This is a genomic window from Brevinema andersonii (assembly GCF_900112165.1).
Classification (GTDB): Bacteria; Spirochaetota; Brevinematia; order Brevinematales; family Brevinemataceae; genus Brevinema; species Brevinema andersonii.
Map to the genome: position 1 here is coordinate 413,813 of NZ_FOKY01000001.1, position 14,351 is coordinate 428,163.

The 14,351-nt window shown below is 38.5% G+C and carries 18 protein-coding genes; 15 read left to right on the forward strand and 3 right to left on the reverse strand.

The window, feature by feature from the left end:
• Window positions 1–147 precede the first annotated feature (147 nt).
• Together BM018_RS02065 and pth are read left to right on the forward strand one after the other, a co-directional pair.
• Window positions 148–708 carry a 50S ribosomal protein L25 gene (locus BM018_RS02065; protein ID WP_092317946.1) on the forward strand — a complete coding sequence of 187 codons (561 nt, stop codon included), beginning with the start codon at window positions 148–150 and terminating at the stop codon, window positions 706–708.
• Window positions 709–740: 32 nt separating this feature from the next.
• Window positions 741–1,328 (forward strand): aminoacyl-tRNA hydrolase, encoded by a 588-nt coding sequence (gene pth / locus BM018_RS02070; protein ID WP_092317949.1) that lies wholly within the window; start codon window positions 741–743, stop codon window positions 1,326–1,328.
• Window positions 1,329–1,360: 32 nt separating this feature from the next.
• Here pth and fliN read toward each other — a convergent pair whose 3' ends face one another.
• Complete coding sequence (gene fliN / locus BM018_RS02075; RefSeq protein ID WP_092317952.1) at window positions 1,361–2,389, reverse strand: flagellar motor switch protein FliN; 1,029 nt, start codon at window positions 2,387–2,389, stop codon at window positions 1,361–1,363.
• 484 nt (window positions 2,390–2,873) lie between these two features.
• On the opposite strand from fliN, the gene BM018_RS02080 reads away from it, so the two are divergent.
• Both BM018_RS02080 and BM018_RS02085 read left to right on the forward strand, forming a co-directional pair.
• Window positions 2,874–3,125: a GIY-YIG nuclease family protein gene (locus tag BM018_RS02080; RefSeq protein WP_092317955.1), complete on the forward strand. Its 252-nt coding sequence runs from the start codon at window positions 2,874–2,876 to the stop codon at window positions 3,123–3,125.
• A 17-nt stretch (window positions 3,126–3,142) separates the two neighbouring features.
• On the forward strand, window positions 3,143–3,667 hold the full coding sequence (locus tag BM018_RS02085; protein WP_092317958.1) for a hypothetical protein: 525 nt from the start codon (window positions 3,143–3,145) through the stop codon (window positions 3,665–3,667).
• Between the two features lie 27 nt (window positions 3,668–3,694).
• Here the strand turns inward: BM018_RS02085 and BM018_RS02090 are convergent, their stop codons facing one another.
• Window positions 3,695–4,240 carry a hypothetical protein gene (locus BM018_RS02090; RefSeq protein ID WP_092317961.1) on the reverse strand — a complete coding sequence of 182 codons (546 nt, stop codon included), beginning with the start codon at window positions 4,238–4,240 and terminating at the stop codon, window positions 3,695–3,697.
• Window positions 4,241–4,336: 96 nt separating this feature from the next.
• Window positions 4,337–4,570, reverse strand: a complete 234-nt coding sequence (locus BM018_RS02095; protein WP_092317964.1) for a hypothetical protein — start codon at window positions 4,568–4,570, stop codon at window positions 4,337–4,339.
• Window positions 4,571–4,744: 174 nt separating this feature from the next.
• Here BM018_RS02095 and BM018_RS02100 point away from each other — a divergent pair, with 174 nt between their 5' ends.
• From BM018_RS02100 to BM018_RS02150, 11 genes are all read left to right on the forward strand, one after another.
• Window positions 4,745–5,071: a hypothetical protein gene (locus BM018_RS02100; protein ID WP_092317967.1), complete on the forward strand. Its 327-nt coding sequence runs from the start codon at window positions 4,745–4,747 to the stop codon at window positions 5,069–5,071.
• Entirely contained in the window at window positions 5,058–7,097 is a 2,040-nt protein-coding gene (locus tag BM018_RS02105; RefSeq protein WP_092317969.1) for a V-type ATP synthase subunit I, read from the forward strand. The genes BM018_RS02100 and BM018_RS02105 overlap by 14 nt, the downstream gene beginning before the upstream one ends.
• 126 nt (window positions 7,098–7,223) lie before the next feature.
• Window positions 7,224–7,697: a V-type ATP synthase subunit K gene (locus BM018_RS02110; RefSeq protein WP_092318206.1), complete on the forward strand. Its 474-nt coding sequence runs from the start codon at window positions 7,224–7,226 to the stop codon at window positions 7,695–7,697.
• 18 nt (window positions 7,698–7,715) lie between these two features.
• The gene (locus tag BM018_RS02115; protein WP_092317972.1) at window positions 7,716–8,291 is read left to right on the forward strand and encodes a V-type ATP synthase subunit E; all 576 of its coding nucleotides are present in this window, start codon (window positions 7,716–7,718) and stop codon (window positions 8,289–8,291) included.
• Window positions 8,292–8,294: 3 nt separating this feature from the next.
• A complete protein-coding gene (locus BM018_RS02120) occupies window positions 8,295–9,299 on the forward strand; it encodes a V-type ATPase subunit (protein ID WP_092317974.1) in 1,005 nt (334 codons plus the stop codon).
• Window positions 9,289–9,627, forward strand: coding sequence for a V-type ATP synthase subunit F (locus BM018_RS02125; protein ID WP_092317977.1), 339 nt, complete (start codon window positions 9,289–9,291; stop codon window positions 9,625–9,627). The genes BM018_RS02120 and BM018_RS02125 overlap by 11 nt, the downstream gene beginning before the upstream one ends.
• A complete protein-coding gene (locus BM018_RS02130; protein ID WP_092317980.1) occupies window positions 9,628–11,409 on the forward strand; it encodes a V-type ATP synthase subunit A in 1,782 nt (593 codons plus the stop codon).
• Window positions 11,399–12,796: a V-type ATP synthase subunit B gene (locus BM018_RS02135; RefSeq protein WP_092317983.1), complete on the forward strand. Its 1,398-nt coding sequence runs from the start codon at window positions 11,399–11,401 to the stop codon at window positions 12,794–12,796. Before BM018_RS02130 ends, BM018_RS02135 begins: the two co-directional genes overlap by 11 nt.
• A gap of 9 nt (window positions 12,797–12,805) precedes the next feature.
• The gene (locus tag BM018_RS02140; RefSeq protein WP_200778555.1) at window positions 12,806–13,429 is read left to right on the forward strand and encodes a V-type ATP synthase subunit D; all 624 of its coding nucleotides are present in this window, start codon (window positions 12,806–12,808) and stop codon (window positions 13,427–13,429) included.
• Window positions 13,430–13,756: 327 nt separating this feature from the next.
• Window positions 13,757–13,984 carry an alpha/beta hydrolase gene (locus BM018_RS02145; RefSeq protein WP_092317986.1) on the forward strand — a complete coding sequence of 76 codons (228 nt, stop codon included), beginning with the start codon at window positions 13,757–13,759 and terminating at the stop codon, window positions 13,982–13,984.
• Between the two features lie 136 nt (window positions 13,985–14,120).
• Entirely contained in the window at window positions 14,121–14,315 is a 195-nt protein-coding gene (locus BM018_RS02150) for a hypothetical protein (protein ID WP_092317989.1), read from the forward strand.
• The last annotated feature ends 36 nt before the right edge of the window (window positions 14,316–14,351 follow it).

Below are 14,351 nucleotides of genomic sequence, written 5' to 3' on the forward strand. Positions count from 1 at the left end.
AAAACTTTATGAAAAACAATATTTTCAGAAATAATATTGAAAACCAATATCGAATATGTTATAATATTCAGTAGAAGCCGTACACTATTCTTCCTACATTTTAGGAAGCTGGTTGTAGGTTGTCAAACCGATACCCAGGAGGAAAATATGTCAGGATCAAAATGGTCCACTACGCGCTTAGAAGCTCAGGCGCGGGCGTTGGGCACCAAGAGTGCCAATGCAAAACTCAGAGCAGCATTTCGTTTGCCTTCAGTGCTTTACGGACCTTCGATTAAGGAAAATATCAATCTATCGGTAGATTATGTTGCTTTTGAGAAATTGTTTGCAGTCAACGAGCGGCATCAGCTTTTTGCATTGGTTTTGAATGGTAAGGAATATCAAGTGATCGTCAAAGATTACAAAATAGACCCTATATCACGGCGTTTTATGAATGTGGATTTTTATGCGGTCGAAAAAGGAAGAGAATATCAAACTTTTATTCCTATTGAATATGTCGGTGTGCCGATCGGCGTACGTGAAGGTGGTAATCTCTTAACATACAAGCGTAAAGTTTTGGTTGAGGCGATGCCTGAAAAGATGCCTCAAAAAATTACTGTCGATATTTCGAAGCTCCAAAAAAAACAATACGTCATTGTGCGTGATCTAGAGGTTGCTGATGGTATAGCTGTCCGCACCAACAAAGGAGCTGTACTTGCCGAAGTAAAATAGTTAATAGAACGCGTCCCATGAGGAGGTCTTAGGTGAAATTAGTGGTAGGACTTGGTAATCCTGGTGACAGGTATGAAAAGACCAGGCATAATTTGGGGTTTTTGGTGTTGGATAGGTTGGCCGAACGCCATAAAATAGCGATTGATATTAAAAAGAAAAAATCGCTCATTGGAAAAATGAAGCTCAATAATGATAAAATTATTATTCTTAAGCCTCAAACATTTGTAAATCTCAGTGGGGAAGCAGTACTTTATATGGCCAGTTTTTTGAGAATACAACCTGAAAATATCATTGTCGTTTGTGATGATGCTAATTTGGATTTGGGTAAGCTTTCAGTTCGTAAGTATGGATCTTCAGGTGGACATAATGGTATAAAGTCGTTAATTAAATTTCTGAAGGCAGATAATTTTCCGAGAATCAGAATTGGGATAGGACGTCCTGATCCTTCTGTTAGTTTGGAGTCTCATGTCTTAGGTTTTTTTTCGAAGGACGAGTTGAATTGTTTGGCACCAATTATTGATGAATCGTGTGATATTATTGAAAAAATTCTTGCGGGAGATATAGATTCCTGCATTGCAAATCGTGAAAAGCAGATGCTACACTTTGAAATGGGTACTTAAAAAACACCTCCCAACCAAATGGGAGGTGTTTTTTAAACGCCACCTTTTCCATGCAGGTTTTCTCTATCAAAAATACGTTCCATTGGTGTTACTACTTTTGTAACACGGACGGAGAAGTTTTCGTCGATAATAACAACTTCACCTAGCGCGATTAATTTATCATTTACCAAAACATCGACAGGTTCACCGGCAAGTTTTTCGAGTTCGATGATTGACCCTGCACCAAGATTCAAAATATCTTTAATAGTCATACGAGTTCTTCCTAATTCTACAGTAACACGCATCGGCACATCTAGAAGCAAAGCTAAGTTATCCAGTGGCTCAATATTGTTGAGAGGCGCAAATTGCTGAAACTGTGCTACCTGAAGTGGTACGGTTCCATTTTGGTTGGAATTGTTGGTATTTTGTTGATTATTTTGTGCAGCGTTTGGTTTAGGCAGTAACAGATCAGTGATGTTTTTTGCAGTTTTTATGGGTGTTACAATGTAAAACGGAATTGTTCTTCCATTCATATTAAATACAAATGAAAGACGCACCAATATTCCGATTGCCGTGATCAGCGACTCACCGTTTGTGTATGATTGTGCTTTTCCTGGTGTCGTGGAAATTTCGTTTTTAAGCTGCTCCGTAAGAATCCGTATATCAGAACCTAACGCATTATTTAACACTTCAGAGAAAGCATCGATAATTTCCTCAGAAACTTCGGTATTTTCCTGATTCATCATGGCGCCAGTCACTTGAAGAACCGTGCCTGACGGAGCAAAAATCGTCCAATCGCCGGTAACAATGCCATTTAAGGAATTTTTCGAACCAATAATCTGGTCTGTCAAGTCCTCGGTAATTTTTGCGGACGAGCCAGTAGTAAATGTGGCCTGTTCCAATGTGACAGTGGTGCCAGTTAATTCGGATAGCTGGGCAGCCCGTGCCGATCCCAAAGCCGTACAAAGCTTAGAAAGTGCAAGTTCTTCGGCATTGCTGAAAGAGTTGTTTGCAGTGCTTTCGATGGGTGTGCCTTGGAGCAGTGCATCGAGTTCGTCTTGTGATAATTGTGAATCGCTCATATTCCCTCCTGTGTTGGAAATCCTCTTCGTATATAAGTTTCGGATTTTTCGGAAAATATATTAGGAAATATTTTAAAATATATTAAAAAACACCCCGTTGCAAACATGCAGCGGGGTGTCCCATGAACACCCAAGGAAACCTATGAAGAAGAGTGTTAACCTTGCAGCGCACATACCCAAAAAGCCTGTAGGGTTATGTACGTTGCTACATCTCTACAACTAAACTACACTCTTCTTGCACATGCTCGTCCTCGAAAACGTACAAACCGCTACAGGCGATTATTTCGTCCGAAATACGAGAATGTGTAGGCTTTTATATAGCAGTGCAGAAATCGGTAGAAATGTAGCATAATAATTATACACTGTAAAATATTTTATGTCAAGAAAAATTTTAAAAACTTATGATATAATATATTAATGCTTTTTTTTGACATTTTTTTTTGATTTTTCTATAATAGTTTATTATATTTTGAAGAGATTATTCATGTGGTTTGTTTATATGATCGAGTGCGAGAATGGCAGTTTATACACTGGGATAGCAAAGGATCCTCAAAAACGTTTTGTTGTACACGCTACTGGCAAAGGTGCGCGTTATACGCGTATTAATCGGCCACTTCGTATTGTTTATACGGAACCATGCAATGATATCAGTGCGGCGCTTAAGCGTGAACGCATGATTAAATCGCTACCTCGTAGTAGAAAATTGAAATTGATTGGGGAAAAACACATTTTATAAATTATTAGGAGGTAGAAATGAAACGGTTTGTTTTATTTTTAGCATTAGGTGTGTCAATGTTAGGAGTTTCAAGTAGGGCTCGAGCTGCACAAAATTATAGTGTTGGCAATTTGCTAGTGGGCATTGGTATCGGTGGTGGTAATGCTAATTATACTTATGGTGTGAACGGTTTTGTTTTCAACCCTTCGGTTGAAATTATTTTTGGAGCATGGGATGCTAACGGCATTGGCTTGGCGTTAGGCGGGACTGTAAACTCAAGTATTTTGTTTGGTGCTGCGGTTACAGGATCTTTGACAGTTAATCCGACGTTCCATGTTACTATGGCAAATCGTCTGGACTGGTATGTCGGGCTAGGATTTGGACAAACACTTCAAGGGAGTTGGGTACGTTATGGTGCTGCTTTCCAGACAGGCTTTAATATTTTGACTCTTAACTGGCTTTTGGTTAATATTGGTTTAGAGCTTCAAGGTACGCAATTCTTTGGTGTTGCGGGTGTGAAATTCCGATTTGGAAACTTTGCAAAACCTAGACCAACTCGATAAAAAATGCCCTATTTTGGGGCTTTTTTCTTAGAAAGTCAGCAGTGCACCTATAGTGAACAAGATACCACCCTGGTCTGACTGCTTTGAAGAAAGGTGCTTAATACCTATGTTATATTTGAGTGCAGCCCTGAGGCCTACACCAATATGCGGGTTAATTTTATAAATGCTGTTGAAGCCCAAACCAACTCCGTAATATAATACAGTATCGGTGTAACCAGTTTCGCTGTTAAGGAAATAAGGGTTGAAGTAGCCGAAAAGATCCATACCCAAATCCCAGCCAGATCTTTTGTATGCAGCGTTCATAAAGCGGTAGCCTATTCCTGCACCCATATCCATACCCCAGCCTAAGTTGCCGGAAGATGCGCCGCGTGTGAAGACGAATTTGCCAAGCAGATTGTAGTAAAAATAGATACGTGTCGGTGTAGACCCGATGATGCCGACGGATAAATTATCGGCTTGAGAGTCGAGAGGGACGGCAGGATTGCTGAAAGATTCCCACCCTAAGAACACTCCCGTAAAACCATATACTCCTGCAGGTGTGAGCAGGAGAAAAATAACGAACAAATGTTTCATAAAAACCTCTATGCCTCTTTAAAAATAAAACGAGGCGAATTTAAAAATAAAGACATAAAGAAGATTTTTCTTCTTTAAAAAGTGTGGGGTTGGAAGTTATTTGTTAATCATTTCGTAAATTTCTTCAAGTGACTCTTGGACTTTTATAGAAGAGGTGCCTGAATTAAAAATTATCTGCGTGACGCGCGAAGATTTTGCTGGACCTGTGAGAACAGTAGTAGTGTTGATTACCCTGATACTGGAAACAGGAATAATAACTTTATCATTTGATCCGAAATAAGTCAACATTAGTGCTGCGCCGAACAGCAGATGACTGAAAGAATGTTTCATAGTTTCTCCTTTATGTTAAAGATATTCCGTATTAAGAATAAATTATTTCGATTAAATAATCAAGATTTGGAAATTAATTTGTGAAAAATAAAATTTGCAAAAGTAAAAAAAACATTTTATAATATTGAAAAAAATTATTAATTTTTATAATTAGGTCAGGCAAGGAGGACTTTTATGGATGAACAAAAACTCCGCGAGATCCGTGATGCCGAACAAATGGCACGGAATATTTTAGCAACTGTAGATGAAGAAAGTCAAACGATAATCCGTAATGCACATAACGAAGTCAATAAATTGATGGATGAAACAAAAACCTATGTCCGAAAAGAGGAAGACAGAATCCTTGTTGAGTACAGCAAAAAAGGTACGGAACAAGCGGAAACTATTTTATCAATGCTGAAAACTGATTTAATGCACGTTGATAAAAAAGCAGATGTCGGCGAAAAAGAAGCAATAGCATTTGTTTTGTCGGAAATGAAGGTGTCTTATGGCAATCGTTAGGATGAAGAAATTGACTCTGGCTGTTGACGACAGTATCAGAGATGAATTACTCAATGAGTTACAAGCTACAGATTCAATACATATTGATATTTTGGATTATCAAGATGTTGAAGAAGCTAAAGCTAAAGATGCTTGGGCGACTGATTTGAAAGTAGTTCAAGCTGATACTATGGGACTTGAAGAAATACGCCGTGAAATTGCAGGTGCATTAACGAGAATTAAAGAATTATATAATATTGCTGCTCCTGAGTTTGAAATAACTTCGCAAGAGACTTTAGATAAGCTTCAGTCAAAATATAATTTTGAAGAGGTGGCGAAAAAATTAAAAGCTCTCGATCGTGAGACCCGTGAAAGTGAAGTTGCTATTGCTGCTCTTAAGCAGGAACATGATGCAGTAGCTCAATGGGCGGGTGTTGTTGATAATTTTGATCCGATTCAAGGGAAAAGTGAATTTTTACGCGGAGCTATCGGTCAAATTTCCGAAGCGGTATTTGAAGATTTTCGTTATTCTCTTGCAGAAGAGACAGATCTTGTGGATGTTTTGATTGCTTGGACCGCCGATCGTGAAGTTTTTTGCTATGTTTTGACATCTATTGATGCTTGGGATTCGGTCAGTACAGTGCTTCGTGAAAAACCATTCAATGTTTTAAATGTAACGCGTCGTTCTGGGGAGACGGCTCAGATTCTCAAAGATCTCAATGCGGAAATTGAGCACAATGTTCAACGTTATAATAACGCTCTTCAAACTTGGAAGTTTTATTCGGAAAAAATCAAAGAATTAGCACTTATTCACGATATACTGGAGATTGAACTTCAAAAGAAAAAAGCTGGCGGCTTGGCCTTATCTACTGACTCAGTAAGCTTTTTCAGAGGATGGGTGCCTGAAGAGGCTTTACCGAAAGTTGAAGCAATTCTTTCAATGTATAAAAATATTGATATTTCAATTTCTGATCCTTCTGAAGATGAATATGATAAAGTACCTGTCTCACTAAAAAATAACGGACTTACGCGCCCTTTTGCCGTGCTCACTACTATGTATGGTACTCCTATGTACGGCGAAACTGTCGACCCTACGCCTCATTTGTCGCTTTTTTACTTTGTGTATTACGGTATGTGTATGGGTGATGCATTATATGGGGTTGTATTACTGCTTTTTTCACTGATTATGATGTTCCGCAATAATGCCAATAAAAATGCAGCTAATTTTTATGCGTTGCTTGCATGGAGCGGATTTTCTGCCATAATCGCAGGAGTTTTATTCGGTTCGTATGCTGGAGATCTATTTACAAAATACATTCCTGTGACTTTCCTTGAAAATCTCAGCTTTAAGTTTAATGATGGTTCTGCATTCTTTGATAAACCTTTGTTTGTTTTGTTTATTTCTTTGCTTATTGGCGCAGTGCAGCTTTGGTACGGTTATTTTATTAAATTTGTTGTAAGTCTCAAACGAAATGGATTAACTGCTTTGTTTTCTGAATTGTCTTGGCTTATTCTTTTAGCAGGATTCTTCGGATGGGCTGTTTTTGTTTGGATTGCAGGAATGGCAGGTTTGCATCTCGTCTCTGAAAGTACAGCACAAATATTCTTCCTATTAATGAAAATAGGTGCTGTATTGATTATTGTAAACGCGATACGTGTTGGGTTTCAGAAAAATTTTGTATCGGGAATTATTGGACCTCTTGCCGGATTATGGGATTTATATGGACTATCAGGCTACCTTAGTAATTTATTGTCTTATGCGCGGCTTTTGGCATTAGGTTTGTCGTCTGGCATCATTTCTAACGTTTTTAATCAACTTGGGTTTGGAATGATTGATTTTCTCTCTGCAATTAATCCTATATTGAGTATTTTCGGTGTTGCGTTGTTGGTTTTCTTGCATACGTTCAACCTAGTTTTAGGTGGCTTTGGTGCTTTTGTGCATGCACTGCGTCTTCAATTTGTCGAGTTTTTCGGCCAGTTTATGGAAGGTGGGGGCAAGGATTATAATCCTCTTGCACGTCGGGGTTCTCATTATACTGTTAAATAACAATAAAAAATAAATTTCTCAAAAAATCGGAGGTTTTCCATGAAGAAAACACTTACTCTTTCAATTTTTGCTACAGTTTTTGCTGCACCTTTATTTGCTCAAGAAATAGGGATTTCTTCCCCAAGTATGCTCAGTCAAGTCAATTGGGGATTGGTTTTTGCGATCTTAGGAGCTGCGCTGGCAACTTTCGGCGGTGGTTATGGATCTAGTATTGGCGTAGGTATGGCCGGTGAAGTTGGAAATGCTGTTCTTACCGAAGATGCTAAAAAATTTGGTAGCGTTCTGGTTTTGCAAGCCCTCCCAATGACTCAGGGAATTTATGGACTTCTTTATACGTTTATGGTACTCGGCCGTGTTAGCGATCTGACACCTGATGCGGCTGGTTTTACGGTAGGGTTAGGACTGCTTTTTGCTGCTTTGCCTGTTGCTGTTTCTGGTTATATTTCTGGTCTGTGGCAAGGGAAAATTTGCGCTACGGGGATGCAATTGATTGCGCGCCGTCCGAAACAAATGGGTCAAGCAATTATTCTTCCTGCGATGGTTGAAACTTTTGCGGTGTTTGGGTTGCTGGCATCGATACTTCTTATGGGGCTCTTGTAGGACCGTAAGGAGAAAAGCATGAGCTTAGAAGATATCAGAAAAAAAATTATTGCCGACGCAGAAAAGAAAAGAGCTAAACTTTTGGAGATTACGCAACAAGATGCTGACAAAATCATACAGGCTGGCAAAGAAAATGCTCGGATTTATAAAGAAGAACACGAACGTAATATTCAAAATATAGCGGAAAATCTCGAGCGTGGTTTGGTCATTGATGCCAGACGGACTGTTGCTAATAAAATACTCGAACAAAAACGTTTCCGAATTAATCAAGTTTATACTAAAGCAAAAGATGAATTTTTGTCCTCGGCAGATTATCCCGAAATTATGGAAAAACTTGTGCTTCAATCGGTAGAAACAAAAAAAGAAACTATTATTGTGGGCAAAAATGAAAAAAGACTTGATGCTCAATGGCTGGAATCTGTCAATCAGTCCTGTAGTGGACAGTTGACTTTTTCAAAAGAATCCGGGGATTTCGAAGGAGGAGTTCTCCTGAAAGAAGAAGATTCTTTTGTTAATATTACAGCAGATATATTATTTGCGCTTATCAGAGAAAAAACTGAAAAACCTGTAGCTGATCTGCTCTTTGTGAGGTAGTTTATGTCGACTTGGGGATATTTAAGCGGACTTTTACGCGCTGGAAAAGTTTACGCACTAACGGATAGTGATTTTGTGGCGCTTGCTGAAACTCCCAATGCTGAAACATTAGCAAAGTCTCTTGAAGATACTGTTTATGGACCGTTGTTTCAAGGGCACACTTTAAAGGATTTTGCCGAGATTTTCGACAATTTTTACCGTACAAGGTTTAATGAGATTAAATCAATGATTCCTGATCCAGGCATCATAAAAGTTCATGCTCTTAAAATGGATTTGAACAATCTTAAACTTTTGTATAAGGCTAAGTCGATGCAAAAGGAAGTTGTATGGGATAGGCTATCAGATGAAGGGGCTATTCCTGCTGAAAAAATGTATACAATTGTTGAGCATGAGCTTTATAATGAACTTCCAAAGCCCGTGGAGCAAGCGTTAATTGAATTAAAGCAAATATCTGGAGATGATGTGCGGCAGATAGATTTTTTAATAGATCGTGCTTTTTATATTTATAGGCTTGATTTACTTAAAGAAGCTTTCATTCAAAATGCGCATGATTATAGTCAGATTTTAGATTTGTATAGAAAAGAAATTGACTGTGAAAATATAAAAAATATTTTTCGTGCCAAAAAAATGGATCTAGAACGTGATCAAATACTTGAAATTATTATACCTGGTGGGTATATTAGCTCGGAATTACTTTTTGAAGAGGCGGTTCTTCCTGCAGAAGATTTTATTGATTTTGTTCGAGAAACTGCTTATGCAGAAACACTTAGTGAGGGCATAGATTTTTGGGTGAACACGCGGTCTTGTACTATTCTAGAAAAACAAATAGACGAATTTTTGATAAAAATAGTCCGTAATTTTTCATTTATTGGTCAAGGTCCTGCGGTAGTTGAAGAAATGTTACGCTTACTTGATATCGAACTCAAGAACTTAAAGTTGATTATTATCGGCAAACTTAATAGTATGAGCGTCGAATCTATTAAAGGTAGGGTGCGTCATGTTGAATAAAAAAATAGCCGTCATTGGTGGTCAAGATACTGTGTTGCCGTTTCGTACGATAGGCGCGGATTCGTTTCAAGCGGAATCGCCTTTGGAATTAGCAGAAACACTCCGACGTTTGGCTTCGGAAGGCATTTATGGTATTATTTTTGTTGAAGAAAATCTTGCTGAACCTGTTATTGATGTGGTAGCAGATGTTAATAATCATTATCGAGATGTGTCTGTTACCCCTATTCCTGGTGCTAGCGGTCAAGGTGGTATTGCTTTGAAGCGGCTAGGCGAACAAGTGACGCGTGCAATCGGGATAGATATTTTTGCCCAAAAGGGAGGAAACTAAATGAAAGAACAAGGACAAATAGTCAAAGTGACAGGTCCTCTTGTTGTTGCCAGCGGGATGACCGGTACAAAAATGTATGACATGGTTAAAGTCGGCAATATGCAGCTGATTGGTGAAATTATTCGCTTGGACGGAGATAAAGCATTTGTTCAGGTATACGAAGATACATCCGGTGTTGGACCTGGAGAACCTGTGATTTCTACTGGACAGCCGTTATCAGTAGAACTTGGTCCGGGACTTATCGGCAACTTTTTTGATGGGATTCAGCGTCCGCTTGAAGCGATCGAAGAAGCTTCCGGTAGTATTTTTATTGCCCGGGGGATTGATGTTCCAGCTTTGGATCGTGAGAAAAAATGGGAATTCAAACCTACTGTAAAAGAAGGAGATGTTCTTGAAGCTGGTGATATTTTAGGTACTGTCCAAGAAACTGCTTTAATTGAAACAAAAATTTTAGTTCCATATGGTGTGAAAGGCGTATTGAAAAAATTAAATAGTGGCTCGTTTACAGTGCGTGAAGTTGTTGGCATCATTGCAGATGAAAAAACAGGTAAAGATGTTGAGGTTCATTTGTCACACTACTGGCCGGTGCGGATTCCTCGTCCGGTTAAGAAAAAGCTTTCTCCTCGTGTTCAAATGATTACAGGCCAACGTGTTATTGATACGTTTTTTCCCTTGGTTAAAGGCGGAACTGCTGCTATTCCTGGACCTTTTGGATCCGGTAAAACCATCACACAGCATCAGTTGGCAAAATGGTCCGAAGCACAAGTGGTGGTTTATGTTGGATGTGGTGAGCGTGGAAATGAAATGACTGACGTATTAAAAGAATTTCCTGAATTGATCGATCCGAAATCTGGCAAACCTTTGATGGATCGGACAGTGTTAATTGCAAATACGTCCAATATGCCGGTAGCAGCTCGTGAAGCTTCTATTTATACTGGAATCACTTTGGCAGAATATTTCCGTGATCAAGGATATCATGTTGCCATTATGGCCGACTCTACTTCACGTTGGGCGGAAGCATTGAGAGAAATGGGTGGACGTCTTGAAGAAATGCCTGGTGAAGAAGGTTATCCGGCATATTTGGGGTCACGTCTTGCTACTTTCTATGAAAGAGCGGGTATTGTTGAAATTCTCGGAAAAGAAGGTAAAGAAGCTTCTGTTTCGGTTATTGGTGCAGTGTCACCTCCAGGAGGAGACTTCTCTGAGCCTGTCACTCAAAACACTCTCCGTGTTGTTAAAGTATTTTGGGCTTTAGATTCATCTCTGGCTTATCAACGCCATTTTCCTGCGATTAATTGGATCCAAAGTTATTCGCTTTATGTGGATCAGCTGTCAGATTATTGGCGTATTAATGTTTCGGAAGATTGGTCTGAGACGCGTGCGGTTGGTATGAGACTGCTTGAAGAAGAAGCACAGCTGAGAGAGATTGTACGGCTTGTTGGGATTGATTCGCTGACCCGTGAACAACGTTTAGTTTTGCATGTATCGAAACAAGTTCGTGAGGATTTCCTCCATCAAAATGCTACTCATGATGTTGATACCTATACATCTATTCAAAAACAGGTAGCGATGCTTTCAGCTATTGTTAAATTCTATAATAAAGGTATGGAAGCAATTAAATCAGGAGTAGAATTTTCTCAAATTGAAGCGTTAGAATGTAATAAATTTTTTCCTGAAATGAAATATGTTTTGGAAGCCCAAAAGGACGAATTTTTCAAAAAACTAAATGACAGTATCGATAAAGAATTTGCCGGCTTAAGTACAGGAGGTAATAATGCTTAAAGTATACCGCACAATCCGCGGGGTTGAAGGGCCTCTTCTTATTGTTGAAAAAATTTCTGATGTTAAATATGAGGAACTTGTAGAAATCGAACTTGCTGATGGTACAAAACGAAACGGTAAAGTTTTAGAAACTCAAACTGATCGAGCGTTAGTTCAGGTATTTGAAGGGACTCAAGGAATTGATGTTGCTAATACGAAAGTAACCTTTTTAGGAAAAACATTATCTGTTCCGGTTTCGTTGGATATGTTAGGACGAGTTTTTGATGGTTCCGGCAAACCTAAAGATAATGCTCCTGACTTAATTCCTGATCAGTACTTGGATATTAATGGTGCATCAATTAATCCGTTCAGTCGGGATTATCCGGACGAATTTATTCAAACAGGGGTTTCGTCCATTGATGGGATGAGTCCTTTAATTCGTGGGCAAAAACTACCGATTTTTTCTGGTTCGGGATTACCTCATGCTCGTCTTGCAGCGCAAATTGCTCGTCAAGCACGAACTCTTAAAGATGGTGATAATTTTGCGGTTGTGTTTGCAGCCATGGGTGTTACTTATGAAGAAGCTGAATTTTTTATGGACGACCTTAGGAAAACTGGTGCTATTGAACGTACTGTTATGTTTATTAACTTAGCTGATGATCCTTCAATTGAGCGTATCTCTACACCACGTATGGCATTAACAGCAGCAGAATATCTTGCATTTGAACATAACATGCACATTTTGGTAATTCTAACTGATATGACAAATTATGCAGAAGCGTTACGCGAAATTTCAGCAGCACGTAAGGAAGTTCCAGGGCGCCGTGGATATCCTGGATATTTATATACAGATTTAGCCACTCTTTATGAAAGAGCTGGGAAAGTCAACGGTAAAACAGGCTCAGTAACAATGATTCCGATTTTGTCGATGCCTGAAGATGATAAAACACATCCTATTCCTGACCTTACTGGTTATATTACTGAAGGTCAGATTATTTTATCGCGTTCGCTGCAAGCAAAAGGGATTTATCCTCCTGTAGATGTTTTGCCGTCGTTGAGCCGACTTCGGGATAAGGGCATTGGTAAAAACAAGACACGTGAAGATCATGCTGATGTTGCGAACCAACTTTTTGCGGCATATGCGCGTGGAAAGGAAGCAAAAGAACTTGAAGCAATTTTAGGTGAAGGTGCATTAACACCGGATGATCAGAAATTTGCTAGCTTTGTGGATGGGTATGAACGTCGTTTTGTGGCGCAAGGGGAGTCGGAAAATCGTGATATTATTAAGGATACATTGCGTATTGGTTATGAACTTCTGGCAAAATTGCCAGTTGCTGAACTCAAACGTATCCGACAAGAATATAAAGATGCCTATTTGAAAGAATATACCGACAAAGAAAAAAAATAGGAGTAGCAAGTGATACAAGCGAATCCTAATCGGATGGAACTGCAAAATCAAAAAGCAAAACTTCGTACAGCAACGCGTGGTCATAAATTATTAAAAGATAAACAAGATGCATTGACGAAAATGTTTTTGGAAAAGGTGCATAAAGTAAAGGAACTCCGTGAACAGGCAGATCGTGAACTTAAAAGGGCATATTCATATTTTATGATTGCCCGAGGGGTTATGGATCAGGCAACAGCAGATATGGTATTTGAGTCTTCGCGTGCGGAAATTAAATTGCAAGTGCATGTTGTTAATACATTAGGTGTTCGGTCGCCTGCTTTTGAATTTGAACAGGAAGGCTCAATGCATGAATATGGTCTTGTCGGGACTTCGGCAGAAGTTGATTCTGCTTTGGATATTTTTTCTGGTGTTACGCTTAAATTAATTGAGCTTGCTGAAGCTGAAAAATTAGTAGAGTTGCTTGCTATTGAAATTGAAAAAACCCGAAGACGTGTTAATGCCTTAGAATACAGACTAATTCCTCATACTAAGGAAATGATTCTATTCATTACAATGAAGCTCGATGAAATAGAACGTTCTAATCTTTCCCGTTTGATGAAAGTTAAAGATATTGTCAGAAAGGAAAATACATAAAAATTCCCCTCAGACGAGGAAGATTTTTTTGGAGAATCTGTGTGGGATTTTTATTGATATTGCTTATACTGAGTGTTTGTCATGATGAATCAAAAATTCAAGATAGAAATTTATCTTGTTTTCTTAAAATGGAAATTCCATAGAAGGAACAAGGAATTATAAAAACTGAATCTTTTTATTCCAAAGAGCTGGGACGAAATGGGGATTATTTTATATATTATCCTAAAAACTACTCTATAGATAAAAATATCCTGTAATTTTTATATTTCATGGTGCTTATGGTACTCATAAGACATGGACCTGTAAAGGAAAAGCTAAAAAAAAATTTTGGATCGGGCTATTCCTGCTCAACTGATTCCAGAAACGATTGTAATTTTTCCACGTTCCCATGATACTTGGTATGCAGATATTCAAGGTACTAATATGCAGTCTGCTTTTATTAATGATTTGTTTCCTTATGTTGAAACGAACTTTCCTGTGTTTAATAAAAGATCAGCGCGTGCTCTTGGAGGTTATTCGGTGGGGGCATGGCGCATTGATTTTTGCATTGAATGATCCCAGGTATTTCGAAATGGTGTTTATTTTTTCGTCGGCAATAACAGCTCTTGGAAAGCCACCTACAAAAGCTTTAAATATTTTGCTTAGCCTTCCTTAGCGGCGTTATGTTTATGGTACACCGATTAATCAAAAATTGTGGGATAAAAACAGTTATCATGCTTATTTTGAAAATGTACTCAAAAATAAAAATATACCCAATTTTTTTATTGCTGTAGGTGCAAATGATATTATTATGCTAAAACAAGATAGTTTGGATTTAGTTGATATGCTTGATAAAAATAAAATTGAATATGAGTGTCTTGAAGTGTCAAAATTTGGACGTTCTTGATGCTTGTGGATTTTGGCATTGCTGGTTGCTTTAGAA

Excerpts from the sequence above, each read along its gene's own strand:
- BM018_RS02065 (WP_092317946.1), top strand. The coding sequence starts at position 148 with ATGTCAGGATCAAAATGGTCCACTACGCGCTTAGAAGCTCAGGCGCGG.
- fliN (WP_092317952.1), bottom strand. The coding sequence starts at position 2,389 with ATGAGCGATTCACAATTATCACAAGACGAACTCGATGCACTGCTCCAA.
- BM018_RS02080 (WP_092317955.1), top strand. The coding sequence starts at position 2,874 with ATGTGGTTTGTTTATATGATCGAGTGCGAGAATGGCAGTTTATACACT.
- BM018_RS02085 (WP_092317958.1), top strand. The coding sequence starts at position 3,143 with ATGAAACGGTTTGTTTTATTTTTAGCATTAGGTGTGTCAATGTTAGGA.
- BM018_RS02090 (WP_092317961.1), bottom strand. The coding sequence starts at position 4,240 with ATGAAACATTTGTTCGTTATTTTTCTCCTGCTCACACCTGCAGGAGTA.
- BM018_RS02095 (WP_092317964.1), bottom strand. The coding sequence starts at position 4,570 with ATGAAACATTCTTTCAGTCATCTGCTGTTCGGCGCAGCACTAATGTTG.
- BM018_RS02100 (WP_092317967.1), top strand. The coding sequence starts at position 4,745 with ATGGATGAACAAAAACTCCGCGAGATCCGTGATGCCGAACAAATGGCA.
- BM018_RS02105 (WP_092317969.1), top strand. The coding sequence starts at position 5,058 with ATGGCAATCGTTAGGATGAAGAAATTGACTCTGGCTGTTGACGACAGT.
- BM018_RS02110 (WP_092318206.1), top strand. The coding sequence starts at position 7,224 with ATGCTCAGTCAAGTCAATTGGGGATTGGTTTTTGCGATCTTAGGAGCT.
- BM018_RS02115 (WP_092317972.1), top strand. The coding sequence starts at position 7,716 with ATGAGCTTAGAAGATATCAGAAAAAAAATTATTGCCGACGCAGAAAAG.
- BM018_RS02120 (WP_092317974.1), top strand. The coding sequence starts at position 8,295 with ATGTCGACTTGGGGATATTTAAGCGGACTTTTACGCGCTGGAAAAGTT.
- BM018_RS02125 (WP_092317977.1), top strand. The coding sequence starts at position 9,289 with ATGTTGAATAAAAAAATAGCCGTCATTGGTGGTCAAGATACTGTGTTG.
- BM018_RS02130 (WP_092317980.1), top strand. The coding sequence starts at position 9,628 with ATGAAAGAACAAGGACAAATAGTCAAAGTGACAGGTCCTCTTGTTGTT.